We start from the raw sequence: 26,287 nt of genomic DNA on the forward strand, positions 1-26,287 counted from the left end.
GCTATGAACATTGTCGTTCAAAGTTCATTACCATACTACTCCCAACACCCTAGATCACCAATCATGCATCTTTCCAGGAAGAATGACAGTCACAATAAGCCAGTTAAATTCAAGGATGTGCTTCAAGAGAAAATGAAGGCAAACCGCGATAAGCAAAAGCGTTAACCTGTATTCGTGCAGGAATTAGCAGACATCGGCCTTTTCTATATTACGAATAGCCCAGCTGGCAATTGCAGCACCGACAATGGCTAGTGCTAGCGGCACGTAAACGATCGAAGCGATTGAGAAAGCTGGATTGTGCGAGCTGATCAGCGCGACGATCAGTATGGAAGATACAATCGTTGCTGGAATGGATTGTTTGCGTAATCCAAAATACAGAGGAATGAGGCTCGTACCTGCTGTGGCGATCGAAAAGGTAAGGATAGATAACACCTGCTGCTGCAGGAAGGCCATGTCTACATTCCCTGGGATGATTTGCAAATAAGAATTCAGAAGCAGGAAAATCCCCGCCGAAATTAAGTTCGATACAAAAACGGCGGCACCTGTTAAGGCTGCAATAAACAGCAGCTTTACTGCAATCAGCTTTTTACGGCTAATAGGGTAGGTAAAGAGGACGAAGATGGTCTTATTCTTATATTCCTCGATAATGAGTTTAGAGATCAGCACCCCGGCCAAAATGACAAATGTAGCTCTTATGGAAGACCCGATGACAATGCAAGCTTCTTCTAGATCTTTAATGGCCATTTCGCTCGATGCTTCTACATAATTAATTACGATCATCATAGCAATAATACATAAGTTAGCGATAATGGCACTGATAAAATACCATCCTAGCGAGCACTTTTTGAGCTCTAGCTTCATAAGCTTCATCACTGATTAAGCCCTCCTTCATTCCTCTTGCTGTCCCCTTGGACAAGATCGAGAAAGTATTCTTCGAGGGACATGACCTTCTTATTTATCGCTTCGATCTCGATATTCTGCTGAACTAACGCTTTAAGTATGTCTCCTTGAGGGACAGAGGTGTCGTAGATGCGAATATTCCGGTCATACAGAACTCTGAAATTGGATATTCGGAGCTGATGATCCAGGATGGCTGCTGCCCGGTTAGGCTCGGTAGTGACGAGCTCAATAAACTCCGTATTCTGGCCTCGGATGCTTTCCATAGACACTTCTTCGATTAATCTGCCTTCGCTGATAACCCCGATCGTATCCGCAATCTGCTCGATTTCGCTCAATAGATGAGTAGATATTAAGAGGGTAATTCCGTAATCCTTGTTCAAAACTTGCAATAAATGACGTATTTCTTTGATTCCTAGCGGATCTAGGCCGTTAATCGGTTCATCCAGAATCAGCAGCTCAGGCTTAGTCATAATGGCTCTGGCAATCCCGAGCCGCTGCTTCATGCCGAGGGAGAAATCCTTGACGGGCTTCTGATTCGTGTTCTTTAAATGGACCATCTCCAGGGCTTCCTGAATGGCATGCTTATTATGGTAGCCCATGTATTCGCCATGCAGCTCCAAATTTTGCACTGCTGTCATTTTCTCATAAAATATCGGATATTCTATAATGCTGCCAAGCCGTCCCAACACTTCATAAGAAGAGGTTGTTAGTGGTTCATTAAACAGTAGAATTTCGCCGGTCGTCGGTTTTACAAGATTCGTTAGCATTTTCATGATGGTCGTCTTGCCTGCGCCGTTAGGGCCGAGGAATCCGTAGACTTCTCCCTTTCGAACGTTTAAGCTCACGTTGCTGATGACTTCTTTTCCCTCATAGGCTTTACTTAGCGCTAGGGTCTGAATGATATAATCCACGTTACATGTCTCCTTCCGTTTACTACAACCTCATTCTAGCTGCAGACATTGTCTTTTTTGTGATATGAATCTTACGAAAATCTTAAGTTTGGTTGTGCTGCGCGTCGCAGTTGGATTATGAATGCTGTTCTCTGGTAAGGAAGACTGTGCAGTGAGATCGTTCCATCCATTGCTTCCACAAGCCTCTTCGTAATCGTCAAGCCAAGCCCGCTGCCTTGAAAGGAACGATTTCTTGATTCCTCTAGCGTGAACATGCGCTCGAATACTCGCTCCAAATTTTGTTCTTGAATGCCTTTGCCCCGATCCCATACTTCTATTCTGACATGCGCCTCATCCGCAGTTAGATTCAGGCCGAGCGTTCTTCCGTCATGACCGTAACGAATCGCATTAGACAGCAGGTTAGTTAAGATCCGACTTAACGCTTCCTCATCGCCATAGGCGTATATAGGAGGGTCAGGAATTTCAATGACGGCCTCCATACCGCTGGAGTGAACCGCTTCATAGAAGGACAAAATATTTTTGCGGCAAATTTCATTCATATGCACTTTCGTTAGAGCGACCTGCTGGTCGCCGGACTCCAATTTCGCCAAATCAAAAAAGGAATTCATTAAAGTAATGATTTCCATCGTTTTTTGCTGAATGTTATGCAGTAAGCGGGTTCGTTCTGTGCGATCCATCGCAGGCTCACTTTGAATGATTTCGATGTATCCTAAAATGACGGTTAACGGCGTCTTCAGATCATGAGAGATATTTGCCAGCATTTTCTTCATGGATTGCTCTGTCTTTGCATAACGAACGGCTATTTTTTGGCTTTCGGTTCGTACACGTTCAATGTCGCTTACCAGGGATTGCAAATATGTATCGTCGGTAAAAAGCAGCAGCCGCTCAGCGGACTGTTCATTCAAGATACGGCTTAGCTTCTTGGAAATTTCCACGAGGCTAGCCTCCCGTCTCCGTCGGGAGGCAAGTTGAATGATGTTCAGTCCGATCGACAAGGCGGCGAGGAGGGCGAGGAGAAGCGCTAGAACTATCATGGGCCGAAATCACCCAATTTGTAGCCGATTCCCCAGACGGTCTTAATATATTGCGGAGAGGAAGGGTTGTCCTCGATCTTCTCGCGCAGCCGGCTCATATGCACATTAATAATATTCTCGTCCCCGTAATACTCATCTCCCCATACAGAGCGGTAAATTTGTTCTTTCGTAAATATTTTTTTGGGATAGGTGAACAGCAGCTTTAAAATGCTCCACTCTTTGGCGGTAAGCCGGATTTCACGTCCCTTCTTGCATACCAGAATATTGTCGATATCCATCGTAATATCCTGTACGGTTACAATATTAGGCTGAAGCGGAGCCATCCCGCCCGATCCCGAGTATTCTGTTGCCCGCCGAATGGCGGATTTTACGCGAGCGGTCAATTCAATCAGCGAGAAGGGCTTAGCGATGTAGTCATCCGCTCCAAAGCCAAGGCCCAGCGCCTTATCTACTTCGCTATCCTTCGCTGAAACAATAAGCACGGGAACGCGGCTCCCCTCTCTAATTTTCTTAAGGAAGTCGATGCCGTTTAATTGAGGCAGCATGAGGTCAAGCAGAATGAGAGCATAGTTATGCTCGTTAAACAAGCGAAGCGCCTCCTCTCCGTCGCGTGCGTGAATGAGGGTATAGCCTTCTTTGGACAAGTAGCTGATGACCATCTCGCTAATTGATATATCATCCTCAACAAGCAGTATGTTTTGAATGCTTTGAGTCATACCTAATACCACCTATTCATTAGTTTACCAAGTATTGGACTTCATTTTATCATATCTACGCCCATTCGATATACCTTGACAGTTCTAAAGATTAGGAGTTTAATTGTTGAATGGTTTTGAATAATATGTAAAAAAGAAGGCGTGTCTATGAATGCTCATTTAAAGCAAATTCACCCGCTGTCCTGGACGATCATCATCGGCACGATATTTGGCCGCACGGCGATATCGATGAGTATCCCGTTCCTGTCTATCTACTTGATCCGATCTATGGGTGCAACACCCGCAGAGGCGGGAACGGTTGTTGCGGTCAGCTCGCTGATCGGCGTGTTTGCCAGCTTCTATGGGGGCTATATATCTGATATTATTGGCCGCAAAAAGGTGCTCTTCATAGCCATTTTCGGCTGGGTGCTAGTATTCGTCGGCTTTGCATTCGCAAATCAAATATGGATGTTCTTCATAATGAACGCACTTAACGGTCTGTGCAGGGCGACGTTTGAGCCCACTTCTCGCGCGCTGCTCGCTGATATTACCCCTAAAGAGAGTAAGCTGCTTGTGTTCAATTTACGCTATGCGGCGATCAACTTAGGAGTTGTCATCGGGCCGCTGCTCGGGCTTCGGGTAGGAGCCTCCAACTCGAATAGTGTGTTTTTGATAGCGGCGGTAGTTTATGCGTGCTACGGTCTGTGCTTGCTTATGCAATTTTGGCGCTATTCAGAGATGGGACAGGCGAACAAGGGGAATGAACAGCGGACAGGCCTGGCTGGAGCATTGAAAGCGACAAGCGGCAATCGGACATTTATGCTGGTTCTGATTGGGATGATTTTTTGTGTGCTCGGTTATGGGCATTTTGATTCCACGGTAGCCCAGTATATGGAGATGAGTCCGCGAATTGAGGAAGGGGTCAAATGGTTCAGTTATTTGTTGTCTCTCAATGCAGTAGTCGTCCTAGCGGTTCAATATCCGCTCGTTCGATTCGCGACCCGTTTTGCGCCTGCTTTGCCAATTATTGCAGGCAACCTGTTTACGGGCGGGAGCCTGGTTTTATTCGGGTTGTTCGATACCCTATTGCCTCTTATGGCTTGTGTAGTCCTTTTTACTATTGGGGAAGTGTTGACCTTCACTGCCACAGATGTACTTGTCGATCGAATTGCCGAGCCAGAGCTAAGGGGAGCATATTTCGGCATGTTTGGGTTCAATAATCTAGGAATGGTGTTAGCTCCCTTATTCGGCGGCTTTCTGCTTGAGATTCTCGGTGTCGAATCATCGCGGCTGATTTTTGCTCTTCTCGGCCTGATGACCGTTTGCGGCGTCCCCTTCTTGTATATGGCTCATCGAAGCTTGCATCGGCTGGAGCAGATGCGCGCCAACCAGGAAGAACGACAGTTCATCTCATCCTGACTAGGCATCCGTCCACACTTCCCCGGCGAATGACGCGTATATTGTGTCATGTGCTGGGGAGGTGACTTAACATGGTGAAGATTAGTGATCAGGGTCAGGCTAGGAAGCATCTGAATAAGCGGGTCAAAGTAAAGACCAAGACCGGGGCGGTGTTATACGGAAAAATAGTAAAGGTAAGCGGAAATAAGCTGTATCTCCAAGTTTCTTCCGTTCACAATCGGGGAAGTAAGGCTCATGCTGTGTTTGCCCCGTTTATTATCCCGCTGGTGCTGTTTGATCTACTGGCTATTTTGCTGTTGGAAGGGCGGCGAAGACGCCGACGTCGCAGATAGTAAGGTAAGCCCGAGGATATACTTAATCAGGGAGCCTAGCGGCTCTCTTTTTTCATCAATTATGAACGTATTGATTTTCATTCTATAGTATTTCAATAAATGAAATAGGGGTAAAAAGGAAGAAGGCGTACGGCTATTAGCCGTATGCCTTCTTTCGCTGTTTAACGGGATTTATCTTCCGTTAAGCTTCTTTGGATACTGTTCAGGATGCCGCCCAACTCGGATACCAGTGATTTCAAATTCAGGGCAATGTCATTGACCGAATCGGAGGATGTGGATTGTTCTTCGGCAGCAGTTAATATTTTTTCGATGTTCATAAAAAACGCCGACGTAATTTCAGAAACCTGATTCATCATGTCGTTCGTCTGCTTGGAGTGCTGGAGCAGTAAATCCGTGGTGACGGACATGTCCTTGATTTGCAGATCTACCATTTTTGAAGATTCGGAAATTTCATCAAACACATGCTTCGTTTCCTCGATTTGCACAAGTCCTTTCTGCACTTCGGTTAAGCTGACACTCATCTCATGCAGCACATTGTCAATATGGCTTTGAAAGGACTGGACGTTTCGATGAATCTCGGCGGCAGAATCATTGGATTGGCCTGCAAGCTTCCTAACCTCTGCTGCGACTACGGCAAATCCAGTTCCGTGCTCTCCAGCCCGAGCGGCCTCGATAGACGCATTTAGAGCTAACAGGTTGGTTTGTTCCGCAATAGAAGAGATAAGATCGACAAGCTTCTTAATCTCCATAGAGCTGTCGGCGAGTTCGTTGATAACTCCGTGAACATTATTGACAGCGGAGGTAATCACATCAATTTGGCTGGCCAACAAATGAATTTTCTCTTGTCCATAAATGACTTGCTTGGAGGTTGCCTGCGAACTTTCCGAGACTACGCTGGCGTTTTCGTTCATATGCTCAACTTGGCCCAGCATGCTTTGAATGCTTTCAACCCCCGTAGTCAGCCTGTTCGTTTGCTCGTAAGCCCCAATGGAAATGGTCTCGATGGAGGCGACGATTTCTTGGCTGGCCTTAGCGGACTGACCAGCCCCTGCTAGAAGTTGAGTAACGGCATACAATACCGATTCACTGGAGTTGTTCATGTTCCGTAGAACTTCGTCTATAGCCTGCTGCTGGGAGGCAACCTTTTTCTCATATTCATTGGTATGTATTTGTTTGGCATAGACGAACCAGATTGTCGCTCCGCTCGTTAATAGTAAATACAGAGCATGAATCATCAGCAATGAGAAGCGGTAATCCGATGTACCGCAGAGCAATTCAGGGAACCAGAAGTATCCGGCAAAATGCTGGATGGCAAAGATCGCAGTGCTGTACAGAAGGATTTTTATATGTTCATAGTAAGCAATAATAGCTATTGTCATAAATATGGAGAAATGGTATTCTACAAATCCATCTCCTCCGGCGATAATGGAAATACTGCTGAGTGTCAGTGTCGTGCTGATGATCCAGGGCAAAGCTTTGGAATGGGGGTTTTTCCTGTAAATTAGAAGACTAAATATAAAAAGAATCAGTGGGAGAAAAAACAGGAAACCTTTAAAAAGAGATAATCCTTGCGTTAAACTTCCAATTCCGCTCATTGCTCGATGAACATCGAAGAGGGCTGTATATCTGTGCACGGCATGCGTAGCTATCGATAGTAACAATGAGATCCCGGATAAAATGAGCATGATCGAATTTTTTTGCAAATGCTTTAATTTCATCTTTCGTTTCCTACCTGCCTTTTCAAAAAGTTTTTGGTTACAAATATGTGAAACTATTAAAAAACGACTGTTATTGACCGAATTAGTAATCAAATCGTTCGCCGAATGGGATCAATTCAAACGACTCAATATTTTTAGCATAATGTACATCATACATCGTTTAACTCACAGAATTCTCACAGAATACAATGCTCTAGCTTGAGTTCGAGTCGTTGCGTCCCAAATAAGCTTGAGAGTAGGTAAATGCTATGCTAAGAACAGTTATCGTAGAGGATGAGTTGCTATCTTTAAATAGAATGAAAAGGTTCGTGAGCGAGCATCCGAAATATGAGCTGATCGGGGCATACATAGATCCATTTGAGGCGCTGAAGGACATTCCCCATTTAAAGGCTGACGTGCTGTTTACCGACATCGACATGCCTGGTTTAAACGGCCTACAATTGGCCGAGCGAGTAAAGAGCGATTCCCTGCAAATCGTCTTTACAACAGCTTTTCGTGAATATGCGGTAGATGCCTTTCGAATCGAGGCTGTGGATTATTTGCTTAAGCCGATCACGCACCGAGCGATTGATTCCCTCGCGTTCAAATTAGAGAAGATGAAGCGGTACTTGGCGATTCAAGCTATGGAGTCTAGAGCGCCAGGTATGACGGTACGATGCTTCGGATCGTTCCAAACGACCAATAGAGTCGGGGAAATCGTGAAGTGGCCGACTAAAAAAACGGAGGAAATGTTTGCTTACTTCATTGTAAAAGAAGGGCAAATCGTAAATAAGTGGACCATTGCGGATATGCTATGGCCAGAGATGGATAGCTCCAGAGCCATACATAATGTTTACAATACAATATATCGTTTGAAAAAGACGTTTGAGAAATATTCCTTACCTTTGTCGATTAGGGCAATCAATGAAGGCTATGTGCTTGAAATAGAGGGAGAGGCCGAAGTTGATTTCTATAGAATTAGAGATTTGTCCGCTCAAAGGGATTTGACGGCAGATCAGCTGCAACACATGTATGATTTATACGCAGGCCCTTTATTTAACGATAAGGACTATGCGTGGTCTATCCATTTGAAAGAATCCTTTGACGTGTTATTTCATTATAAACGACGAGGTTCCGATATAGATAGTAGGCTAGAACTATTGGATTAATATCTTAATAAGGGAGGCTTCTCACATGAACGTATCTGCTGCGCTTCCAATGAGCGGATTTACGGGCGGACAGACTGACATCGACAGACAAATACAAGTGCTGAACAAGCGGAAAGAAGCTATTTTCCAAAAAATTGTCGATGTCGCTAATGGGGATGATGGACAAAAGATTAAAGAGGAAAAAATCAAAGCACTTAGAATGGAAATCAATTCAATCGATCTTCAAATTCAGCAGCTGATGCGAAGGAAAATAGAGATGGAAAAACAAAAAAAGTCTGCAGTTGAAACGGAGGTAACTCCGCTTTCACCATCGCCAAGCGACTTGATTCAACCCGATCGCGAACCAAAGCAGAACAATGGCTTCATAGATATTAAAGTGTGAATACAGATCGATTCGGAGTCAATAGACAATAAATGCAAATTGTTCCTTAGAGGGACATCAGCATTGAAAGACGGCCCTACGAGAATTCATAGGGCTATCCTTCTATTCATGTCTGTATAATGGCGACTGTCAACTTTCTGGAAATAACTGTTAGTTGTGTCTACCATCCTTGAAACCACCTTCTGCAGCAGCCCATAAAAAAACTTCTTGCAGGCCTGTCAAACTAGTCCGCATAATCGGCCAAGTTCCCTCATAGGCATGTTATCAGTTTAGGAAATCAATCTGCAGAGGGGATGATCTCATGCGACGGATCACTTGGGCGTTAGTAATTGTAATATGCTTGAGCGCTGTATTGGGCGGGTGCGGCAAAAAGGATGCGGACGGTGTCGTCAAGGATTTGGACAAAGTCGTTACCAAATTGGAGAGTTACCGGGGCTCGGGAACGATGACGCTTCATACGGGCGATAAGCCTCAGGAGTATAAGGTGGAGGTATGGTATCAGAATCCGTCATTTTATCGAATTGCTCTGACGAATGCCCAGAAGGACATTACGCAGATCGTTCTCAAAAATGATCAGGGGGTTTACGTATTGACGCCGAGCCTGAACAAGAGCTTCCGGTTCCAAAGCGACTGGCCGGAAAGCCAAGGACAGGTTTACCTTTATCAGACGCTTGTGCGAAGTATCCTTACGGATAATACCCGTCAATTTGTAAGCGATAAGGATAGCTATGTGTTCGACGTGGCTGCGAATTACAATACTCATGCATTAGTCCGGCAAAAAATTTGGCTGGCTAAAAATGATTATGCGCCGAAGCAAGTCCAGGTATCAGACGCCGAGGCGAAAGTCGTGGTCGAGGTGAAATTCGATCAATTTAATTTTGATGCCAAGTTTGATGATAAATCTTTTGATATGCAGCATAACCTGGATACGGCTGGTCAACAGTCCAAAGGAACGCTGCTCGAAGTCGATGAGAACGGGATGCTTGTAGAGAGCACGGAGGCCTCTGAGACAGATGCCAACACAGCAGCTCAGGGAACGGAGGATCAAAGCATGTCAGCCCCGGCTTTGAGCGAGCCGTTTGGGGTCATCGTTCCGACCTATTTGCCGGAGGGCGTAGTGTATAAAGACGACAAAGTCGTAGATGATAGTGATAGAAGCAGCGTGCTTCTCCGATATGACGGTACATATCAATTTACATTGACCGAATCCCGTTCACCGGATCGTACCGTTTCATTGGCGGCAGGGAAAGTCATCGACCTTGGTTTTACGGCAGGCTTATTAACAGGCGAAGAACTGCAGACTTTAACCTGGACAGTAGATGGTCTGGAATTCCGGATTACAAGTGATAACCTTCCTGTGAATGAGATGGTGAAAATAGCCGCGTCTATGCAGGAACAAACGGGTAAATAAGAAGAGGCTGACGGACTTGCGGTACTTCAGATAGGCTGTAGGAGCTATCGAACCCGTCAGTCTGTCTCTTCTTTATATTTGGAGAAAATGGGTTTTTGGTTTAAAATAACTTCATATGCACAAAATGGTTTATTCTGTATAATTGACAGCCGCCTTCAGGAACATTACGATTAATGTATTGTTTGATGATGGATTTTCACTCATTAGAGAAGGTGACCTACAAAGTGCAAGTGAAGTATCGACCTACCCGTGCTGAAATCGATTTGGACGCGCTTTATGCCAACTATGCTGCTTTGCGGAGCAGAATACCGTCAGACATGAAGCTGTTAGCATGTGTTAAAGCAAATGCATATGGACATGGAGCTGTTCCTATTGCCGAAGAACTTGAACGCTACGGGGCTGATTATCTTAGCGTTGCTTTTCTGGATGAAGCGTTAGAGCTGCGTCAAGCAGGCTTGACTATCCCCATCCTAGTTCTGGGCTATACCCCTCCGCACGGAATACGTACGGCGTGGGAGAATGGGATCACGCTTACTTTGTTCAGCGGAGAAGTGCTTGACGCGATCAAGGCTATTGATCCCGGCGAGTATCCCGGTAAACTGAAGGTCCATATCAAAATCGATTCTGGTATGGGGCGTCTTGGACTCCTGCCAGGGGACGAGGCGTTGGATTTCATCCGTGATGCGATAAGTTTGCCGCATTTGGAAGTGGAGGGCTTATTTACCCACTTTGCTACAGCGGATGAACAAGATAAGAGCTATACATTGGAACAGTACCGGCATTTTCAGAATGTAGTTCATGCGCTGAAGCATTATGATTTGGATATCCCGATTATACATACAGGCAACAGCGCGATTGCAATTGACTTACCGAAGATTTCGTGCCAGATGGTACGAATTGGCATCGCATTGTATGGTCTCTACCCTTCAGATGAGGTTCACAAGGAGCAAATTTTGCTTTGCCCGGTTTTGTCGCTTAAGACGGAAACGGTACATGTGAAAACTTTGCCGCCGCGTTCTTCCATAAGTTATGGGGCGAAATATGTGACGGATCGGGAAGAGATTATCGCAACGCTGCCAATAGGCTATGCCGATGGATATTCACGAATGCTTGGTGGTAAGGCGCAGGTACTCATTCGCGGACAGCGCGTCCCTGTCGTCGGAACGATTTGCATGGACCAATGTATGGTTTCGCTACAATCTTTAGCTGAAGAAGCTGAAGAAATCCAAGTCGGTGAGGAGGTTGTACTCATCGGTCAGCAGTCCGGTGCAGCGATTACAGCGGACGAACTGGCCTCCATGCTCGGTACCATTCACTACGAATTAATTTGTATGTTGGCTCATCGTGTGCCTCGTCTATACATAGGCACAAACAGACCGCATCTTTTAGTAAATCCGTTGTTTGCATGATTCGCAGACAAAAAACTACAAAACTTTCTTCCTATGGAAGGAATTTATGCTAGGTCCATCGAATGATATACATTATGCTCGAATGATAAAGATGGAAATGATCAGGTATGTACGCTTATGCCAATTTTGGTTATAATGAAATGCAGCATACTTGATATACACTTAGCATATATTCTTTTGTATAAATATCCTTGAATATTGCTATACTGAGTCACAAGGATCTGGGTCGACAAGGTTTTGGGGGTGGATGTTTAAAGATGGCCAATATGCAGAACACCAAAAGGATTATGATCAGCTTACCGGATCATCTATTGCAGGAAGTGGATGGAATCGTTGCTATGGAGAACTCCAATCGTAGTGAGCTTATTAGGCAAGCCATGAAGCTGTATTTAAATGAACGGAAGAAGCGTTTCATCCGGGAATCTATGCAGCGTGGCTACATGGAAATGGCCAAGATTAACTTAACCATGGCCTCTGAGGCTTTCCACGCGGAGGAAGATGCAGACAGCACTCTGGACCGCCTAGTTAGCGGGGTGTGACCATTGATTGTAAAGCGCGGCGACGTATTTTTTGCAGACCTTTCCCCTGTTGTCGGCTCTGAGCAGGGAGGGGTAAGACCTGTGCTTATCATCCAGAACGATATTGGCAATCGATTCAGCCCGACGGTAATCGTTGCTGCTATTACTGCCCAAATTCAAAAAGCGAAGCTGCCGACTCACGTAGAGATTGATGCAGCGACGCATGGTTTTGATCGGGATTCTGTCATTTTGCTTGAACAGATACGTACGATTGATAAGCAGAGATTGACGGACAAAATTACGCATTTGGATGATGAGACGATGAAGAAGGTTAACGATTCGCTGCTTATTAGTCTTGGATTAATTGATTTCTGATGAACAAAGGGGAGTGTTCCCCTCAAGACGTCCTGTCTCTTTTGGGGCGTCTTTATTTTTGTGCGCGTTCTTCGGGAATATTCGTTATTTCATAAGATGAAATTTTGATTTCTCGATAGCTTCAATGGCTGAATCTGGTATAATAAGCGTATCTATTTCTCCGAGGAGGATCATTTTTAATGGATTATAATTCTTCAGGGCAGTACAATTATAATTATCCGCCCGCACCACCACAGCCGCCAGGGCCTCCGCCAAGCGGCGAACCGAATACGAATAGCAAATCGATTACGGCGCTAGTACTAGGTATATTGGCTATCGCAATTCCGTATATCGGGTTTTTCATAGGGATTGTGGCGATTATTATTGCTGCACTTTCTTTTAAAGAAATTAAAATTACCAACGAAAAAGGCCATGGCTTATCTGTTGCCGGAATGGTTTGCGGAATTATCGGTACTGTAATTTATGGACTCATTTTCTTGTTTTTTATTGTTGTGATCATTATTGCCGCATCCTCACCGGATAATTTTATGAATTATTCGAACTTCTAGAACGAAGATCAAACACCGTACTGCGTGTACGGTGTTTTTGCTGTTATTAACTCAATTTTCGCAGCTTTAAATCTGTAAATAAGACATAATGTAATTGGATAGAGCTGTGATTCGTTGATGGGATTGGCGATGTAAGCATGTCGAGTCGAAGTTTTATTACCTGCTTTTGTGGCGATTTCGTTCATATGCTGCTAAGCAGCTCCTCAGTCTGGCATAAGGGGGATTTGGGGGATTGTGTATGAGAAATCAAATAGAATCGCTCGTTTAGCAGCTTGATGCTGGAATGTATACGAAAAATCAAATAGAATCGCTCGTTTAACGGCTTGATGCCGGAATGTGTATGAAATATCTCATACAAGCGCCCATATTACACCTTGTTCCAAACTAAAAAGAACTTAATCCACTGGTCTACGTGGCCCGCATTAACGAGCACGGCCTTATTGCCCAACAAAATTTCGCCAGGCCGTTCGTAATCGTTAGAAAATTATTGTTAAAATGCGGTCTTTCTTTCTGGAAATTGGCTGGCGAACGTTGTGTAACTTTTGGTAATGTGCCTAATGTGCCTACTGCTGGCAATAAGCTATAAATTTTGTGATAATAAGAACAGTGCAATTTATGGATGAAAGAGGGATGACCTTGTCACAAAGTGAAATTAGTCCAGAAACGATCACGAATGAGGAACAAATTGAGGCTAAAGTTCAGGAACGAATTATTGCGCAGGTAGCCAAAGAGCTTGGGTTGCCTTTGAAGGGTGTGCGGACGACCGCTCAGTTGCTGGATGAAGGGAATACGATTCCTTTTGTGGCCCGCTATCGTAAAGAAATGACGGGAGAGCTGGACGAGAACCAGCTTCGCGATATCGACGAACGGATACAGTATTTGCGAAATCTAGAGGTTCGGAAGCGTGAAGTGATCCGCATCATTACGGAGCAAGGAAAGTTGACCGGAGAACTGGAGGCCGCCATTGTTCAAGCGGTAAAGCTTCAAGAGGTTGAGGACTTGTATCGTCCGTATCGGCAGAAGCGAAAGACCAGAGCCAGCGTTGCGAAAGAAAAAGGTCTGGAGCCCCTTGCAGACTGGTTGTTATCACAGCCTAGGGATGGGGTGCTGCTCGACGAGGCGGCAATCCGAGCCTGGGTGCGGAAATATAGCATGGATCATGGGGTAATCGTTTCGGAAGCGAAGAATCCTGAAGAAGAATCCGTATACGAAATGTATTATGATTACCGTGAGCCTGCCAAGAAATTGCCGCCCCATCGCATACTGGCCATTAATCGGGGAGAACGTGAGAATATCCTCAAGATATCATTAGAAATAGATGTCGAATCTATTCATCGTTACATTGCCGGCAAAGTAATCAAAGGTCGATCTGTTGCTGAGAGCACGCTGAAGGCTGTAATAGAGGATGCCTACAAAAGGCTGCTTGCTCCTTCCATTGAGAGGGAAGTTAGATCGGAGCTGACGGAGAAGGCCGAGCAGCAAGCTATATCTATTTTCTCTGCAAACTTGCGCAGCCTGCTGCTGCAGCCTCCCGTAAAAGGGAAAGTCGTGCTTGGCGTCGATCCGGCTTATCGTACAGGCTGTAAGCTTGCGGTCGTGGACGATACCGGCAAGATGCTTGAAGTAGCTGTGACTTATCCAACGCCGCCGAACAATAAGAAACGGGAAGCTGCGATAAAAATCAATGAATTGATCGATAAATATAGCGTACAGCTTATTGTTATCGGCAACGGCACGGCATCCCGCGAGACGGAGCAGTTCGTCGCAGAAATTATTGCCGATCGGAATGATCCTGAGCTGGTGTATTTGATCGTGAACGAGGCGGGAGCCAGCGTTTATTCGGCTTCGAAGCTGGCGCAGCAGGAGTTTCCGGATTTGGATGTCGCTGAACGCAGCGCGGTGTCGATTGCGAGACGGCTGCAGGATCCGCTGGCAGAGCTCGTAAAGATTGAACCTAAAGCGATCGGAGTAGGACAATACCAGCATGATGTATCCCAGAAGCATCTGGACGAGAGTCTTACTGCAGTAGTGGAGTCTGCGGTCAACCATGTGGGTGTAGACGTGAACACGGCTTCACCTTCACTCTTGTCCTATGTGTCGGGGGTCAATGCGACCATTGCGAAGAATATAGTTAAGTTCCGCGAAGAAAACGGCAAATTCACAAGCCGCAAGCAGCTTCAGAAGGTGCCGCGTCTTGGCGCCAAAACTTTTGAGCAATGCATCGGCTTCTTGCGAATCAACGATGGGGAACATTTGCTGGATCGCACGCCGATCCACCCCGAATCTTACGGGGTAGTCACCCAGTTGTTTAAAGAGCTGCGCGTCGAGCTAAGCCAGCTCGGAACGAAAGAACTGGCCGAGATGCTCTCAACCTTGGAGCCCGAGAACTTAGCAGTGCAGCTCGGTGTAGGCGTGCCGACATTGCGGGATATCCTCGATAGCCTGCAGCGTCCAGGACGCGACCCTCGTGAGGAGCTCCCAGCGCCGATTTTCCGTACGGATGTTCTAAAAATCGAAGATTTATCTCCTGGCATGGAGCTTCAGGGCACGGTTCGCAACGTCATTGATTTTGGCGCATTTGTCGATATCGGCATCAAAAACGATGGGCTGGTTCATATATCTCAGCTCAGTAAAGGGTATGTGAAGCATCCGATGGACGTGGTTTCCGTCGGTGACAATGTGACGGTATGGGTGCTTAACGTAGACACGAAAAAGGGAAGAGTCGGTCTTACGATGCGTAAGCCTTCCGAATAAAAGTGAAGCGGTGCGGCGCTGTTGTTGTTAAGGAAGGCCGCAGTGTAACAAAGCCGTTAATAAAAGCTGTTCAATAAAAGCATCGAGAAAAAAAGCTGCATAATAAGTAATGCAATGTGCTGCCAGTCCGGGTCTACGGGCTGGCAGTTTACGTTTTGGGCGGCTTTTTAGCTCTTGTCCTCGTGCATTTTTTTTGCCCCATTGTACACAATGGTAATACAGTCCCTGTAAAGGAAAATAGAGTTGAAGGACACGGCAAGGAGGGTCACGGTGAAAACACGGTATTATGTCTCCGTACAAGGACGTTCAGTTTTGGAGGAACAAGGCGCTGCGGCTTATGAGTGGACGATTGAGGCGTCACCTGAAACAGCTATTAACTTGAGACATATGTTGGAACGGATTGGGGAGAAGGAGGATAGCTCCTTTGCAGCCTATACGTATCCTTGGCCGGATACGCCCGAAGATGTAGTTAACAGTGGGTATCAGAGCCAGATTGATAAAGTGTATCGGGAAATTTATCGGCTTGGAACAGAAGAAACTAGGCGGGAATTACAGCGAATAGGTTATGGAGCTGAGCAGGACAAAGAGTAATTAAAGATGAACGAGGAGCGAAGGGATATGTATTATATCAAGGAAGCCAAATTCCGGCGGATGGCTGAGCATAACGGCCAGGAGTGCGCCGAAATACAAGTATGGCCGGGGGCGGTTGGCGATCCAGAATTGTTTGTATATGTCGCCCGTTCACAAGATGGCAGCGAAAATTACGAGATCATCCGAATGATCCGCAGCGATGCGGATTTGGAGATTGATTGGTATGACAACAGCCTTCATCAGGCCTATGCCGAGGTAGCCGAGGAGAACTTTGGCGACACGGGCTGGCCCGAGCCTGCCGAACAGCGAGCCAACTTCAAGGAGCAACTGCTCGCATACGGGAATATTTCCGAGAAATTAAAGGAAAGGCTGTCAGATGACAATCCAGAAGGAGCGCCGCAATAAAAATATACTTTGAAAAAAGAAAAGGATGCGTTATAATAAATAACGCATCCTTTTTATACATACTTATTATGTCCCAGTAGCTCAGCTGGATAGAGCAACGGCCTTCTAAGCCGTCGGTCAGGGGTTCGAATCCCTTCTGGGACGTATGCAAACTCTCCATCAGGAGAGTTTTTACGTTTCCAGGGGATGAGAACCCCATGAGGGTTCGTCGAAGAGAGACCGCCACGCGCATAGCAGCAGGACGAACGGAGTCTCGCGCAAGGCGCGCGAGTATCCCTTCTGGGACGTATGCAAACTCTCCATCAGGAGAGTTTTTTACACTAGTCACATTCGCTCCGGCGTGGGCAAACCAAGAACTTGCAGCGCATCCCCCAAAGTTTCTTTCACCTTCGCAGTCAACCAAACGCGAAAATGCTGGACTTCGCCCTCTGCCTTTAGAATAGGGCAAGTAGAATAAAAGTTATTAAATAAAGTAGCCAACTGGTGAGCGTAGGTGCATAGCGTATTTGGTGTTAAATCCTGTACGGCATGGTATAGCGTATCTAACCAAATGCTAATATGTCTCAGCAGAGCCCGCTCTGCAGGCTCGAGCGAAGCTATTTTGACTGCAGTCCCATGAGCGGTGCCAATGATCTTATTCTCCACCTTGTTCAAGACACTAGTGGCACGGGCATAAGTATACAGCAAATATACTCCGGTATTGCCCGAAATTTCGGTCGCCTGTCGCAAATCAAATACCACCTCGGTCTGAAGGTTGAAGCGTAGTAAATAATAGCGTATAGCAGCGATGGCAATTTCGCGACTGGACAGCCCGCTGGGGTCTGACCGTTTGTTTTGGATCACGTTCTCCATCAATTCTGTCAATTCAGACACTTTAATTCCGATCCCTTGACGTCCTGACATCGCATACGAGCTTTTTCCATCGGAGATATCGATCCCGAGTTCCACCGCCGCCGCTGGGCTTAAAGAAACAACCCCATAGCTTACATGATGCAGCTTCTCGGCTTCTTTCGCGTAACCCAAAGCTTGAAGAGCCTGCTTTACCATTGCCTGAGGATATTCCTGTCTGTAGTCGATGACGTTAATCACTAAATCGGCATGCCCGAAAGATTTCGCAATCCCGTTAGACCGGGTAGTCCATAAATTATCGGAGAAGGGCTGATACGAAAAGTCCTTTGCAAGCAGGCCGTATTTCCACAGATGGTAGGCAATATCTTTGGCGGTGTAAGTTAAAATACCGTTTGAACGGACCAGAACTTTTTCTATGGCCTGTTCGCTCCCTTCCTGTGGCAGGTTATCCCTGACTTTCCCCTCTGAGCTTGGCTTCAACACCCAACAGCCGGCCAATTTACCCTCAGTCTCTTGATAAAAAAGGGAGGTTTGCTGCAGTAGCTGGAATGTCGAAGACCAAAATCCTTCTCTGACAATACTGCTCTCCCAGACTAACAAATCGTATTGAATCCCAAACTCGCTCATATCTTGAACATGCTCACGTACGATTCTTTCGGCGGCTACCATGCCCATCCAGGAGACATTGGAAACACCGTCCTCCAAGGCGTGCAGCACCTCAACTCGTTTGTTGACTAAAACGGAATTCACCGCATATTCCTTATTCGTTGTCGCGTATAAATCCCAGCAATAATCCCCAAAACGCTCGTACTCTCCTGATAAAGGAATATTGAGCAGTCCAACCACGGTATCCGCTAATTGATTGCCTAAGTCATCGATGTAATTATGGATCTCAACGTTATAGCCAACTCTTCTAAGCATCCTTACTAACGTATCGCCAATGCAGGAATTTCTGAGATGACCGATATGTGCCGATTTATTCGGATTAATAGAGGTATGCTCAATGACTACTTTATCGTTCGAATATTCCGGCAGCCCAAAATCTCGCTGTGCCCATTCTTCCCAGTTGATAAATAAATTCAAAAATCCGGGAGGCACGATTTCGATGCGACTTAATAAGCTGTTCTTATTTTCCTGTTGACTCAGCTTGGCTTTAATTAATTCTGCGATATGCACAGGTGGCTTTTTTAAAGACTTTGCTAATTGCATGGCAATATTGCTGGAGTAATCTCCATGTTCGAGGCTGGCAGGCATTTCAATTTTGACAATTAGACCAGAATCGTTGTCACCCCCATTTTCTATTAGACTCTGAGCAGCTTTCGTTATACTTTGTACAATCCACTGACTTAACATCCTTAGATCCCCCTTATACAATGGTCTGATAAAATAAAAAAAAGCCCTCGTCTCTTAAGAGACGAGGACTCTATCGCACTCGCGGTACCACTCTTGTTGTTAAACTCAAAGGTTTAACCACCTCATAAATAACGGCTTTGGCCGGGACTTCCTACTCTTCTGTTCAGAAGTCCATCTCATGGATCCGTTTCATTATTGACTCCGGCCGGCTCCCACCCTCCCGGCTCGCTTGAACATAGAGAACAATAATTACTCTTCCAATCATTGATTAACATATTAGTTTTGGCTTATTATAACCAGTTTGCCAAAAAATATCTACAACTTCCGGCAAACTTATCTGCCAATGCAGCACTTAATTATTTACCTTTTTGAAGAAAACGCTTGCAGTCTGAGGGCGAATATGATATAAAAAATATAAATCTAAACGTTTAGATTCTTGGGTTATTATTTTGAGGAGGTGGAGTATGTCTAACATTAGCATCAAAGATATAGCAGCCAAAGCGAATGTGTCTACTGCTACCGTCTCCTATGTCCTAAATGGCACACGGAATGTCCGTCCCCAAACGCGTGAACGAGTGCTGGCCGTGATTGAGGAACTCAATTATAAGCCGAACGACATTGCCAAAAGCCTGAAGCGCAGACGTACTGACACGATCGGCGTAATTGCCGAAGACGTTACCGTTTTTAATACACCGGAGATTATCGACGGGATTAACGACTACGGTGATCGCCATGATCTGCATATTTTACTGACGAACTTGCGTTTGGATAAACGGATCGGCCGTGATTTTGACAACATTGACAAGTACAAGAAATACGCTACAAGCGCCGTGTCCGAACTCCTAAGCAAGCAAGTGGATGGGATCATTTATATTGGCGTACATACCCGGGACTTGACTGGATTGATCGATACAGAGGGCAAGCCGATCGTCTACACGTACGGGTATACCCAGGACGATGTGGCAATTCAATATAACGATGAGCAGGCATCGTACGAAGCCATGTCCTACTTAGTTCAGAAAGGGCACCGGCGTATCGCTATTATCAGCGGCTTGATGGACTCGATTCCGTCACGTCTCCGCCTGAATGGATACTACAAGGCAGTAACAGAGTTCGAACTGCCCTTCGATCCGCTATATATCAAAATGGGGGATTGGGAGCGGGAGTCCGGTTACCGATTAACGAAGGAATTATTGGCTTTGCCGGAGCCGCCGACAGCAATTTTGTCTATGAACGATGTAATGGTCGTCGGGATTCTGGAAGCGGCAAATCAGGCCGGAGTGAAGGTTCCCGCAGATTTGTCCGTGATCGGGTTCGATAATCGGGAGTTTAGCGATTATTTGACTCCCCGCATTACAACGTTGGATATCCCATTGCATGAAATGGGATACCGAGCAATGGAAGTTCTCCATGGTCTTATGCAAGGAAAGAAAAACGAGCCTATGAATATGCCGGTATGCCGGTTGATTGAGCGCGATTCAGTAGCTGCCCCGAGAAATTAAGAGGAATTTTTCGAGACAGCTCCTCTTTTCCAGAAAAATCTAAACGTTTAAATCTTTGACCGATTGGTGACAACTTGGCGATGGAGGCTTGTAGATGCTGGATTCCTAGGTTATCTGGCTCTACGGATTTCCTCGCAAGTTCACATATACATGTACCACACATTAGGGAGGGGTCAATGTGAAAATGAGCATGAGTACAAGCAAGGGTAAAAACAGGAGCAAGAAGTGGTTTATGTTATCCCTGATAGCTGCGTTATGTCTCGGTTTGCTATCCGCTTGCGGCGGTAAAACTGAAAGCGGTGCCAATTCGCCTGGAGCAGCAGATAACGGAGGGAATAACGGAACGGATGGAAAGGAAGTGACGCTTCGTTTTATGACCTGGGATTCCGGACAGACGCTCCAGCCTTACCAGAATGCGATCACTGCTTTTATGGAGAAGAACCCGAACATTAAAGTCAAAGTCGAATCTGTACCCGATAACTATGATCAGAAGCTGTTGACATCGCTTGCGTCGGATACTGCTCCTGATGTGTTTATGGCTTGGAACTATCCGCTTTATGTGCCGGGGGGAGCTCTTGAAGATATGCAAGCCTGGGTAGAGAAGGACAATTATGATCTCGGTAAATATTATCCAATCTTAATGGATTACATGAAATATGACGGCAAACTGTGGGGGCTCCCGACAACATACTCCACGCGTGCAATTTACTACAATAAGCAGCTGTTTGATGAAGCAGGCGTACCGTATCCGCAAGACGGATGGAATTGGGAGGAGTTTGTCGATACCGTTCAGAAGCTGACCAAGCCTGGGCAATACGGATTCATTATGACGCCGGATGATGTCATGACGATGCAGCCATATATCTGGAGCAACGGGGGAGATATGGTGAGCGAGGATGGGCAAACGGTCGAAGGCGTGTTGAACAGTGCTGAGAACGTGGAGACGATGACTTTTCTGAAGCAACTGTACGATGCGTCCTCCAAAATCAATTCCGCAGGCAAATTCAGTACGAATAATGGTCTGGAATCGTTCCAAACGGGGCAAATCGCCATGTTCGACAACGGGATGTGGCCGCTGGGAGACATTCTGAAGGAAGGAAAATTGGATATTGGAACTGTGACGCATCCTCTGCCTGAGGGCGGCAGTTTGAAGGGCATTATCCATACGTCCGGCTACTCGATGCCGAAGACTGGAAAGAACAAAGAAGCCGCGTGGGAATTGATCAAGTTCATGTCAGGCGAGGAAGGAATCAAAATTATAACAGCAGATAAATTTGCCTTCTCCCCGGTTATTTCCGTGGACGAAGAGAATGGTTATGCCAAAGACCCGTATTTGGAAGCGTTTGCTAAAGAATTGGAAGGCAGCGATAAATTGATTGCGGGCATGCGCAGCGAAAGATGGAGCGAGGCTGAGGATATGATTCGCGCCGGTGTGCAGGCGATCTTCTATAATAATGCGGATATCCAGAGTACCTTGGATGATGCGGCTAAGCAGGCTCAAGCGGTTTTAGAATAATGAGTTTAAATACGGATTTACAGTAATGGAAGGATGGGAGGCTTAAGGTTTACAAGCTTACAAGCAAAGGGCTGCAAAGCTTAAAGCCTCCCCTTCTCCTCAAATTGAGGTGATGACAACATGGCACAATCCAGCGCGGATCAGACTCTAATGAAACGTTCCTTCAGAAGGAAAAGACTTCGTGAGAATGCGGCAGGTTTGTTCTTTATCTCGCCGTGGCTCATCGGATTTCTACTGCTGATGTTTGGTCCGATGGTTTTCTCTTTGGGAATCAGCTTCACGGAATGGAATATGGTGGGGAGTCCGAAATTTATCGGCTTGAAAAATTATATCCATATGTTCACGAGCGATCCGTTCTATTTTAAATCGATGATCGTCACATTTAAATACGTATTCATTATGGTGCCTTTGCAGGTTGTATTTGCGATTCTCATCGCTGTCCTGCTCAATCGGGCCACATACGGCATTAAGTTCTTTAGATCGATTTTTTATTTGCCGTCGCTTATTCAAGGGGTGACACTAGCACTTATTTTTAGCTGGATGCTGAACGATGATTTTGGGCCGGTCAATTACATGCTGGAACTCGTCGGACTTCCTCGGGTGCACTGGCTGACCGATCCTAATGTTGCTTTGTACGCACTTATATTCATTGCCTTGTGGGGCGTCGGCTCCCCGATGGTACTGTACCTGTCAGCGCTTCGCTCGGTATCCTCCGAATATTATGAAGCAGCGGATATAGATGGGGCAGGACCCGTACGCAAGTTTTTCAATATTACAATTCCGCTTATTACGCCGACGATATTGTTTAATATTTTGACGAGCCTGATCTCGGCCTTCCAGACGATCGTCCTTGCGTTCGTGCTGACGGGAGGAGGGCCGGCGAACTCGACGTACTTCTATTCCCTGCATGTCTATCGCAATGCGTTCACCCATTTCAAAATGGGTTATGCTTCCGCCATGGCCTGGGTGATGTTCGTTATGATTGTATTGCTCACCGGTCTTGTTCTGGCCTCGTCCAAATACTGGGTTCATTATGAAGACGACGGAGGTGGACGTTAATGCATGCGATAGAGAGCAAAAAACGTATCCAAACGATTCTGGTTTTGGCTCTGATTCTGCTCTGCGCAGCGGCATTCCTGTTTCCGATCGCCTGGATGCTGTCCACTGCAGTGAAAGCACCGGAGGATATTTTTACAGCAAAGCCGGAGCTTATACCAACGAATTTGCAGCTGAACAACTTTGCCGATGCTTGGAACGCACAACCGTTTGGGCGTTTCCTTCTAAACACGCTGATCGTGGTGGGTGTTTCGACTCCGTTTGCCATGCTGTCCGCCACGATGGTCGCATTTGGATTTGCCCGGATCAATTTCTGGGGCAGAAATGCTCTGTTCCTTTTCGTGATCGGTACGATGGTGATTCCTTGGGATGTGACGGCAATTCCGTTATATATCCAGTACAACAAGATGGGACTCATTAATACGCTTTGGCCCATGATTCTGCCGGGGGCATTCGGTTCCGCGTTTTTTATCTTCCTGGCCCGGCAGTTCATTATGGGGGTTCCGCGTGATTTGGACGAAGCGGCAGAGATTGATGGGTGTAACCGATGGCAAATTTATTGGAGCATCATCCTGCCGTTATGCCGTCCGATCGTGGTCGTCATTGGAGTGTTCCATTTCGTCTGGTGCTGGAATGAATTTTTAACGCCGCTCATATTTATAAATGATCAGAGCATGTACACGCTGCCGCTTGGAATTAACTTATTCAAGAATGCTTTCAATATCGAATACGAGAAGCTGATGGCGGTGTCCTGCTTATCGGTTCTGTTCCCGGCAACACTGTTTTATTTTACGCAAAATCTTATTCTAGGGGGCATTTCGCTCAGCGGAGTCAAAAAATGACAAAGGTGACAAGACTGAGGGGTGGAGACATATGAACATACTGAGCAATCCAAAGTTTGAACTTGCCTTTACAGAGCGTGGAGCGGTAAAGTCTCTGATAATAAAGGATGACCCGCATGCGATGAATTGGGTCGTGGAGCCCGAATACTTGGCGGAAGTTGGTTATGATGATGAAGATAAGCTGTTCGGAGAGTGGACAGCGGTTATAAACGGCCGCACGGTGCAAAGCTCCAATCTGATTCCAACGATTGTACAAGACAATGATGGCAGTGCCGTAATCTCATTCGAAGCAGAGGGGTTAACGATTACATTTGCTTATCTGCTTGAAGAGGAGCAAATTCGTTGGAGTATCGAAGCGTTTAACCCGGCAGACCAGCAATTGCAGATTGACGGTTTTCATGTTTGGTTCTCGTTAGCCTATGTCATGTTTCGGGATGAAAATGTGCTGCGCAATATACGGAATTCGTGTGCGGTATTCGCGCATATGGGAGGGGACTTCTCCAAGTTTGCAGCGATCCGCCGCAGCAATGAGGCGCCGCATCTCGGCATTTATGGAAAAAAGGGCCGCACCGCGGCGTTCGGTTCATATTGCAGATATGAGAATCGTTTTTTGGAGCAGGTGTCGCCATCGCTTGATGGGTTGCTGTTCCATCGATTATCGCTCGTAGAGGATGGCAGTTCAATGCCGGAATCGGCAGCGGTCGATTGGATCTATAGCGATGAATACCATCCGCGCATTTTGGAAGCCGGGCAGCGAATGCAGTGGGAGTATGTGCTTGCGGCATGTGGTAGTCAAGAGGACTTCTATCGTCAAACCATAGAGCACGGGCACCCCCGCTGGACGTATACTCCGGTGCTGACGGCAGGCGGGTTATTTGAAGCGGAGCTGGAGCTTCCGGATGGTCAGCAGGTGCAGCAGGTCAGGCTGCTCACTTCACCGCCTCATCAAGATGCGGTTCAAGAGGAGGACGTTACTGCCCTTTTTGTGAAAGATGATTCGTCTCAGCGCCTATTCAAGGCCGCCTTGCAGCGAACGGAGCCGGGTGAGCATAAGCTTGAGCTGCTGCTAGAGGACGGACGCAAAGACGTACTGGTATGGAACGTGCTTGAACCGATCGATCACATTTTAGAGAAGCGCGCTGAGTGGTTATGTCGCAACAACTATGATGCTGAGGGAAAGATGGGGAGACCGCATGCGTTTTTACCGTTATCCAATCAGGGGGAATCGTTAGGGAAGCTCACTTTTTTGCTTATGAAAAATAGTTTGACGGCCTCAATCCCAGAACAGGTAGCGAAAGCGGAAGCATCTGCTGTACTAGATATGAAGCGCCACTGGTTCGAGTACGGTAACTTTCTCAAGCCACGAGCTCTTTACGGAAGCTTTTATCGTATATTTGATTTAGACTATATAGCCCATGTGTTTTACTTGCTCTCTCGCATTGAGGCTCCACTGCTGAAGTTGAATACGCCACAAACATATTTAGAGTGGGCTGCCGAAGTACTCTGTGTCCGATTGAATCCGGATTGTCATCAAGATCAGAGAGAGAAAGATGAATCGGGCTTGAGTGGCGTGTTTATACTATACATCGACGACTTGCTTAATGATTTATGGACGAATGGGCTGTTGGAGTGGCATCAGAAGTTGACCCGGCTGTGGAAAGAGTTTGGAGGAAGGCTGGAGCGAAATGCTGAACCGTTTGCCGGAGCGATCACGGAGCATTTCTATGATAATGCCGGGTTTGGGCCAACGTGCGAGACATTGCTCTCTGTCGGATTGCAGGGTGAAGCGGAGCAATACGGCCAGCTGATTCTGGCCAATATCGGCTTCAGTAACGATTATCGGGCACAAAACCCGGATCGCTGGTGGGAAGCCTTGTCATACATGATCCATTCCTTATGGGGAGGTCTGGTAGCTGCTTCTTCCCGGGTAGCTTACGAGCATCTTGGAAATCCGCAGTATTTGGAAGCTGCCTATCGCGCCACGATGGCTGTCTTTAACTGCTATGATTGGAACGTATCGTCTACGCCGCGCCGACTGCAACCGGGAGAAGCCGCTTCGACCTATAGTGTAGCTGCTCCGAATTTGAACATGCCGTCCCTGTCGCGCGATCGCTTTGGACAATCCGTGTTCCGGGACGCGAGTGATCCGTTATTTGCTTCCCTATTCTCCAATGCGACAGGCGACGATTGGGATATGGGGGAAGAACTCGTGGCATATTTGCTTGGTTTCGGAACGACGACCTATTTATATCGCGATGATCAAGGAAAGCTGCGCTGTGTTAACGGATATGTTACAAAGGATGAAGATAGCTGGATCATAACCAGCTATGCAGCGTATCCAACGAAATACGTTATTCAAGAAGATGGACTGGTGCTTCAGGCGAACAAGGGCGAAGTGCTCAGACGAGCGCGACTTTGGGAGGGGAAGTTGTCTGCGCTGGAAGTCGTACGAGAAGGTGAACATTGAACACTTACTGCAATTATGGCCATCATAACTACCGATAGATAATAATAGCAGCAGCCGCAGATCAATAATGATCCGTGGCTGCTGCTATTTATTAAGAGATAAACAGGCCATATGTTGCTGAGTCACCGCATCCTTATATCGCAAGAGAACTA

The 26,287-nt window shown here is 46.4% G+C and carries 23 protein-coding genes, 1 tRNA gene and 1 other annotated feature; of the genes, 18 read left to right on the top strand and 6 right to left on the bottom strand.

Annotation, left to right across the window (positions count from 1 at the left end):
- Positions 1–183: 183 nt before the first annotated feature.
- The 4 genes from CZ379_RS11150 to CZ379_RS11165 form a co-directional block, all read right to left on the bottom strand.
- Positions 184–870: an ABC transporter permease gene (locus CZ379_RS11150; protein WP_234405037.1), complete on the bottom strand. Its 687-nt coding sequence runs from the start codon at positions 868–870 to the stop codon at positions 184–186.
- Positions 870–1,811, bottom strand: coding sequence for an ABC transporter ATP-binding protein (locus tag CZ379_RS11155; protein WP_110931697.1), 942 nt, complete (start codon positions 1,809–1,811; stop codon positions 870–872). The genes CZ379_RS11150 and CZ379_RS11155 overlap by 1 nt, the downstream gene beginning before the upstream one ends.
- A gap of 71 nt (positions 1,812–1,882) precedes the next feature.
- Entirely contained in the window at positions 1,883–2,845 is a 963-nt protein-coding gene (locus tag CZ379_RS11160) for a sensor histidine kinase (protein ID WP_110931698.1), read from the bottom strand.
- Positions 2,842–3,549, bottom strand: a complete 708-nt coding sequence (locus CZ379_RS11165; protein WP_324616514.1) for a response regulator transcription factor — start codon at positions 3,547–3,549, stop codon at positions 2,842–2,844. Before CZ379_RS11165 ends, CZ379_RS11160 begins: the two co-directional genes overlap by 4 nt.
- A 159-nt stretch (positions 3,550–3,708) precedes the next feature.
- Here CZ379_RS11165 and CZ379_RS11170 point away from each other — a divergent pair, with 159 nt between their 5' ends.
- Both CZ379_RS11170 and CZ379_RS11175 read left to right on the top strand, forming a co-directional pair.
- Positions 3,709–4,959 (top strand): MDR family MFS transporter, encoded by a 1,251-nt coding sequence (locus CZ379_RS11170; RefSeq protein ID WP_110931700.1) that lies wholly within the window; start codon positions 3,709–3,711, stop codon positions 4,957–4,959.
- A 71-nt stretch (positions 4,960–5,030) separates the two neighbouring features.
- Positions 5,031–5,291, top strand: coding sequence for a hypothetical protein (locus tag CZ379_RS11175; RefSeq protein WP_110931701.1), 261 nt, complete (start codon positions 5,031–5,033; stop codon positions 5,289–5,291).
- Positions 5,292–5,452: 161 nt separating this feature from the next.
- On the opposite strand, the gene CZ379_RS11180 is transcribed toward CZ379_RS11175, so the two are convergent.
- The gene (locus CZ379_RS11180; RefSeq protein ID WP_110931702.1) at positions 5,453–7,009 is read right to left on the bottom strand and encodes a methyl-accepting chemotaxis protein; all 1,557 of its coding nucleotides are present in this window, start codon (positions 7,007–7,009) and stop codon (positions 5,453–5,455) included.
- Between the two features lie 248 nt (positions 7,010–7,257).
- Between CZ379_RS11180 and CZ379_RS11185 the strand changes: the two genes are divergently transcribed.
- The 11 genes from CZ379_RS11185 to CZ379_RS11235 all read left to right on the top strand — a co-directional run bounded on the left by CZ379_RS11185 (position 7,258) and on the right by CZ379_RS11235 (position 16,694).
- A complete protein-coding gene (locus CZ379_RS11185) occupies positions 7,258–8,157 on the top strand; it encodes a response regulator (RefSeq protein WP_110931703.1) in 900 nt (299 codons plus the stop codon).
- Positions 8,158–8,182: 25 nt separating this feature from the next.
- On the top strand, positions 8,183–8,539 hold the full coding sequence (locus tag CZ379_RS11190) for a hypothetical protein (protein WP_110931704.1): 357 nt from the start codon (positions 8,183–8,185) through the stop codon (positions 8,537–8,539).
- A 301-nt stretch (positions 8,540–8,840) separates the two neighbouring features.
- Positions 8,841–9,950 (top strand): LolA family protein, encoded by a 1,110-nt coding sequence (locus tag CZ379_RS11195; protein WP_110931705.1) that lies wholly within the window; start codon positions 8,841–8,843, stop codon positions 9,948–9,950.
- Positions 9,951–10,174: 224 nt separating this feature from the next.
- Positions 10,175–11,359 (top strand): alanine racemase, encoded by a 1,185-nt coding sequence (alr, locus tag CZ379_RS11200; RefSeq protein ID WP_110934330.1) that lies wholly within the window; start codon positions 10,175–10,177, stop codon positions 11,357–11,359.
- A gap of 257 nt (positions 11,360–11,616) precedes the next feature.
- Positions 11,617–11,898, top strand: a complete 282-nt coding sequence (locus CZ379_RS11205) for a CopG family ribbon-helix-helix protein (protein WP_019638235.1) — start codon at positions 11,617–11,619, stop codon at positions 11,896–11,898.
- Positions 11,899–11,901: 3 nt separating this feature from the next.
- Positions 11,902–12,252 carry a type II toxin-antitoxin system PemK/MazF family toxin gene (locus CZ379_RS11210; RefSeq protein ID WP_055105603.1) on the top strand — a complete coding sequence of 117 codons (351 nt, stop codon included), beginning with the start codon at positions 11,902–11,904 and terminating at the stop codon, positions 12,250–12,252.
- A gap of 179 nt (positions 12,253–12,431) precedes the next feature.
- On the top strand, positions 12,432–12,800 hold the full coding sequence (locus tag CZ379_RS11215) for a DUF4190 domain-containing protein (protein WP_110931706.1): 369 nt from the start codon (positions 12,432–12,434) through the stop codon (positions 12,798–12,800).
- 630 nt (positions 12,801–13,430) lie between these two features.
- On the top strand, positions 13,431–15,554 hold the full coding sequence (locus CZ379_RS11220; RefSeq protein ID WP_110931707.1) for a Tex family protein: 2,124 nt from the start codon (positions 13,431–13,433) through the stop codon (positions 15,552–15,554).
- Positions 15,555–15,824: 270 nt separating this feature from the next.
- Entirely contained in the window at positions 15,825–16,145 is a 321-nt protein-coding gene (locus CZ379_RS11225; protein WP_110931708.1) for a hypothetical protein, read from the top strand.
- 27 nt (positions 16,146–16,172) lie between these two features.
- Positions 16,173–16,550: a hypothetical protein gene (locus tag CZ379_RS11230; RefSeq protein ID WP_110931709.1), complete on the top strand. Its 378-nt coding sequence runs from the start codon at positions 16,173–16,175 to the stop codon at positions 16,548–16,550.
- Positions 16,551–16,620: 70 nt separating this feature from the next.
- Positions 16,621–16,694 (top strand) — tRNA-Arg (locus tag CZ379_RS11235).
- A gap of 180 nt (positions 16,695–16,874) precedes the next feature.
- Here the strand turns inward: CZ379_RS11235 and CZ379_RS11240 are convergent.
- Positions 16,875–18,752, bottom strand: coding sequence for an arginine--tRNA ligase (locus CZ379_RS11240; protein ID WP_110931710.1), 1,878 nt, complete (start codon positions 18,750–18,752; stop codon positions 16,875–16,877).
- Positions 18,753–18,806: 54 nt separating this feature from the next.
- Positions 18,807–19,026, bottom strand: a binding site (T-box leader).
- A gap of 190 nt (positions 19,027–19,216) precedes the next feature.
- Here CZ379_RS11240 and CZ379_RS11245 point away from each other — a divergent pair.
- The 5 genes from CZ379_RS11245 (at position 19,217) to CZ379_RS11265 (ending at position 26,135) form a co-directional block, all read left to right on the top strand.
- Entirely contained in the window at positions 19,217–20,254 is a 1,038-nt protein-coding gene (locus CZ379_RS11245) for a LacI family DNA-binding transcriptional regulator (protein WP_110931711.1), read from the top strand.
- A 184-nt stretch (positions 20,255–20,438) separates the two neighbouring features.
- A complete protein-coding gene (locus tag CZ379_RS11250; protein WP_234405039.1) occupies positions 20,439–21,770 on the top strand; it encodes an ABC transporter substrate-binding protein in 1,332 nt (443 codons plus the stop codon).
- A 120-nt stretch (positions 21,771–21,890) separates the two neighbouring features.
- On the top strand, positions 21,891–22,829 hold the full coding sequence (locus CZ379_RS11255; RefSeq protein WP_110931712.1) for a carbohydrate ABC transporter permease: 939 nt from the start codon (positions 21,891–21,893) through the stop codon (positions 22,827–22,829).
- Entirely contained in the window at positions 22,829–23,668 is an 840-nt protein-coding gene (locus CZ379_RS11260) for a carbohydrate ABC transporter permease (RefSeq protein ID WP_110931713.1), read from the top strand. The genes CZ379_RS11255 and CZ379_RS11260 overlap by 1 nt, the downstream gene beginning before the upstream one ends.
- 31 nt (positions 23,669–23,699) lie before the next feature.
- On the top strand, positions 23,700–26,135 hold the full coding sequence (locus CZ379_RS11265; RefSeq protein ID WP_110931714.1) for a hypothetical protein: 2,436 nt from the start codon (positions 23,700–23,702) through the stop codon (positions 26,133–26,135).
- Positions 26,136–26,287: the final 152 nt, after the last annotated feature.

The sequence above is a fragment of the Paenibacillus bouchesdurhonensis genome, assembly GCF_900155685.1.
In the GTDB taxonomy this organism is placed as follows: domain Bacteria; phylum Bacillota; class Bacilli; order Paenibacillales; family Paenibacillaceae; genus Fontibacillus; species Fontibacillus bouchesdurhonensis.

Bases quoted from the DNA above. Each gene is read 5' to 3' on its own strand.
- CZ379_RS11150 (WP_234405037.1), bottom strand. From the start codon at position 870: ATGAAGCTTATGAAGCTAGAGCTCAAAAAGTGCTCGCTAGGATGGTAT.
- CZ379_RS11160 (WP_110931698.1), bottom strand. From the start codon at position 2,845: ATGATAGTTCTAGCGCTTCTCCTCGCCCTCCTCGCCGCCTTGTCGATC.
- CZ379_RS11170 (WP_110931700.1), top strand. From the start codon at position 3,709: ATGAATGCTCATTTAAAGCAAATTCACCCGCTGTCCTGGACGATCATC.
- CZ379_RS11175 (WP_110931701.1), top strand. From the start codon at position 5,031: ATGGTGAAGATTAGTGATCAGGGTCAGGCTAGGAAGCATCTGAATAAG.
- CZ379_RS11180 (WP_110931702.1), bottom strand. From the start codon at position 7,009: ATGAAATTAAAGCATTTGCAAAAAAATTCGATCATGCTCATTTTATCC.
- CZ379_RS11185 (WP_110931703.1), top strand. From the start codon at position 7,258: ATGCTAAGAACAGTTATCGTAGAGGATGAGTTGCTATCTTTAAATAGA.
- CZ379_RS11190 (WP_110931704.1), top strand. From the start codon at position 8,183: ATGAACGTATCTGCTGCGCTTCCAATGAGCGGATTTACGGGCGGACAG.
- CZ379_RS11195 (WP_110931705.1), top strand. From the start codon at position 8,841: ATGCGACGGATCACTTGGGCGTTAGTAATTGTAATATGCTTGAGCGCT.
- CZ379_RS11205 (WP_019638235.1), top strand. From the start codon at position 11,617: ATGGCCAATATGCAGAACACCAAAAGGATTATGATCAGCTTACCGGAT.
- CZ379_RS11215 (WP_110931706.1), top strand. From the start codon at position 12,432: ATGGATTATAATTCTTCAGGGCAGTACAATTATAATTATCCGCCCGCA.
- CZ379_RS11220 (WP_110931707.1), top strand. From the start codon at position 13,431: ATGACCTTGTCACAAAGTGAAATTAGTCCAGAAACGATCACGAATGAG.
- CZ379_RS11230 (WP_110931709.1), top strand. From the start codon at position 16,173: ATGTATTATATCAAGGAAGCCAAATTCCGGCGGATGGCTGAGCATAAC.
- CZ379_RS11240 (WP_110931710.1), bottom strand. From the start codon at position 18,752: ATGTTAAGTCAGTGGATTGTACAAAGTATAACGAAAGCTGCTCAGAGT.
- CZ379_RS11245 (WP_110931711.1), top strand. From the start codon at position 19,217: ATGTCTAACATTAGCATCAAAGATATAGCAGCCAAAGCGAATGTGTCT.
- CZ379_RS11250 (WP_234405039.1), top strand. From the start codon at position 20,439: ATGAGCATGAGTACAAGCAAGGGTAAAAACAGGAGCAAGAAGTGGTTT.
- CZ379_RS11255 (WP_110931712.1), top strand. From the start codon at position 21,891: ATGGCACAATCCAGCGCGGATCAGACTCTAATGAAACGTTCCTTCAGA.
- CZ379_RS11260 (WP_110931713.1), top strand. From the start codon at position 22,829: ATGCATGCGATAGAGAGCAAAAAACGTATCCAAACGATTCTGGTTTTG.
- CZ379_RS11265 (WP_110931714.1), top strand. From the start codon at position 23,700: ATGAACATACTGAGCAATCCAAAGTTTGAACTTGCCTTTACAGAGCGT.